At 71.4% G+C, this 1,989-nt stretch carries 4 protein-coding genes; 2 read left to right on the forward strand and 2 right to left on the reverse strand.

Going from position 1 to position 1,989, the window contains the following annotated elements:
* The first annotated feature begins 82 nt into the window (after positions 1-82).
* Complete coding sequence (locus VR44_RS39350; protein ID WP_045952495.1) at positions 83-424, forward strand: hypothetical protein; 342 nt, start codon at positions 83-85, stop codon at positions 422-424.
* Positions 425-519: 95 nt separating this feature from the next.
* On the opposite strand, the gene VR44_RS39355 is transcribed toward VR44_RS39350, so the two are convergent.
* Together VR44_RS39355 and VR44_RS39360 are read right to left on the reverse strand one after the other, a co-directional pair.
* Positions 520-762: a chaplin gene (locus VR44_RS39355; RefSeq protein ID WP_045952496.1), complete on the reverse strand. Its 243-nt coding sequence runs from the start codon at positions 760-762 to the stop codon at positions 520-522.
* Positions 763-923: 161 nt separating this feature from the next.
* Positions 924-1,412, reverse strand: coding sequence for a hypothetical protein (locus tag VR44_RS39360; protein ID WP_045952497.1), 489 nt, complete (start codon positions 1,410-1,412; stop codon positions 924-926).
* Between the two features lie 281 nt (positions 1,413-1,693).
* On the opposite strand from VR44_RS39360, the gene VR44_RS39365 reads away from it, so the two are divergent.
* The coding region (locus tag VR44_RS39365; RefSeq protein WP_045952498.1) for a rodlin at positions 1,694-1,989 on the forward strand (296 nt) is incomplete at its 3' end.

Raw genomic sequence — 1,989 nt, forward strand, 5'->3', positions numbered from 1 at the left:
ACCGGGAATCGTTACCCAGGAGGAAAGCGGCGAGCCGGTCGCCGCTGCCGCCACGGTCCACGAAAAGAAGAGGATTTCCGCAATGAAGCTCTCCCAGGTCGCCGCTGTCGTCGTCGGTTCCGTCGCCGCTCTCGGCGCCACGGCCCCCGCCTTCGCGGCCGACGCCCCCGCGATGCCCCCGATGAGCGCGACGGGCGGAGTGACCGAGGTGCTGAACGCCGTGAACCCCGTCTCCGAGGCGCTCCCCCAGACGGCGGGCAACGCGCTGGCCGAGCAGGGCGACACGGTCGGCAAGGTGGTCCACACGGTGCAGGGCGTCAACAAGGCCCGCAACGACGTCCCCGGCACGGCCCTGGGCCTGGCGAACGGCGCGACCAAGGCCTCGCCGCTGCTCGGCGGGGTGGAGCTCAACGGCGGCAAGTGACGCCGGGCCGCTGCGAAAGGCTCCCGACACGACCGTGGGCGCCACCGGCGAGGCCGGTGGCGCCCACGGTCACGTGGTGCCGACTGCGAGGAACGTCAGTCGTTGACGCAGACGTTGCCGAACGCCGGGTTCAGCGCGCCGACCAGGTTCACGGAGTTGCCGCAGACGTTGATCGGAACGTGGACCGGCACCTGGACCAGGTTGCCCGAGAGAACACCGGGGGAGCCCACGGCCGCGCCCTCGGCCTGGGCGTCGGCGGAGGCGGCACCGGCGGCACCGGCCACGGCGAGACCAGCGGAGGCCAGGGCCACGGCGGCCTTCTTGGCAGCAGAGTTCATGGGGAGTGCACCTTCTCGTTCGATGTCCTGCCCCGGTCCCGGGGCTCACACCGAGCGAAACGGTCCAGCGTCCCCCGACGACACGGCCGACGGCAGGATCTGACCTGTTCAGCCCAATAGTCGTAACCATCCTGCCCGTTGGGTGCCGCCGTGGCCGCCGGCTAGTTGCTGATGGGGATGTCGGGGATCTGAACGTCGGGGACGGTCGGGACGGCCGGCGTGACCCCGGGCACCGCCGGGGTCGCGGGCACCGCGGGGACGGTGACCGGGAGGTCCGGCAGCTTCGGGACGGTGACGGGGAGGTCCGGCAGCTTGATGTCGGGCAGTTTGATCTCGGGGAGCTTCGGCACCTCGATCGGCGGGAGCTTGATGCCGCCGAGCAGGCCCGTCAGCGAGTTCAGCAGGTCCGAGAGGGTCTTCGTGAGGCCGGCGAGGAGGTCGTCGATCGGTCCGGCCGCGACCCGCTCCCGGGATTCCGCGGCCTCCTCCAGCCGTTCGATCTGCTGCTGCACGGCCGCCGCCTTCCTTTCGACGGCGGCGGCGCCCTGGCCGTCCGCGGCGCCCGCGGGGGCGGCCGCGCCGGACAGTATGACGACGGCGAGGGCCGACGGGACGAGGACGCGGAGGCGGGACGCCTTGGTGGGGTGCATGGGGAACCCTTCGGGGTGGTCGCGCAAGCGGACCGGAGTAGTCCACTTACTCACCCACCGTGCGAACACCCTCGACGGAGCGCAACCGGAGGCCGCGCGCCCCCGGCCGCCCCTGGGGCTGCGTACGGGCTTCGCGCAGGTGTCCGCAACGGTCTCACCCACGCCGGGGAAATCCCGGCCCCGGACGGGCCGTTTGAGTGAAGCAGCGCAACCATGCCCCGCGGCGGCAGGTTGATCAGGGCGCTCCACTAGCGGGCACTCGTGCGACAAAAGGACCAATGATGCTCAAGAAGATCATGACCGCCGCCGCCGTCTCCGCCGTTGCCGTCGGCGTCGGCGCTGCCGCCGCCGCCCCGGCCATGGCCATCGGCAACGACAACGGGGTCAACACCGTCAACGGCAACGGCNCCCAGCAGATCTACGGCAACCAGAAGACCGCGGGCGACCAGAGCCCCCAGCTCGGCCTGGTCCAGGGCACCCTGAACAAGCCGTGCATCGGCCTGCCCGCGAAGGTCAACGTCCAGTCGGTGGCCGCCCTCATCGCCAACATCGGCGTCCAGGACATCAACGTCCTGTC

Origin of the sequence: Streptomyces katrae, assembly GCF_000966975.1 — a bacterium.
Classification (GTDB): domain Bacteria; phylum Actinomycetota; class Actinomycetes; order Streptomycetales; family Streptomycetaceae; genus Streptomyces; species Streptomyces katrae.